This window comes from Paraburkholderia sp. SIMBA_054 (assembly GCF_046534875.1).
Taxonomy (GTDB): domain Bacteria; phylum Pseudomonadota; class Gammaproteobacteria; order Burkholderiales; family Burkholderiaceae; genus Paraburkholderia; species Paraburkholderia hospita.
Genome location: NZ_JAWRXV010001299.1, coordinates 1 through 251, shown reverse-complemented (window position 1 = coordinate 251; position 251 = coordinate 1). Strand labels below are relative to the sequence as shown.

Below are 251 nucleotides of genomic sequence, written 5' to 3'. Positions count from 1 at the left end.
GGGGTTGTTGCGGCTGGCGTTCAGTATTGTGACCGGCACGTTCAGCTGCCGATATCGGGAAGTTCCCGACACCCATCGCGATATTCCCGACAGCCCCCGAGGCACGCCCCTCCGCGCGGATTCCGGTAAGGCGGGCGATCGGAGACAATCGAGGAATGAGCAAAATCCATATCCTCGGCATCGCCGGGACTTTCATGGGCGGCGTGGCCGCCCTCGCGCGCGAGCTGGGGCACGAGGTCGAAGGCAGCGAC

1 protein-coding gene is annotated in these 251 nt (G+C 64.9%); it reads left to right on the top strand.

The window, feature by feature from the left end; translation table 11 throughout:
- Window positions 1-155 precede the first annotated feature (155 nt).
- The coding region (locus SB822_RS59300; RefSeq protein WP_410859400.1) for a Mur ligase domain-containing protein at window positions 156-251 on the top strand (96 nt) is incomplete at its 3' end.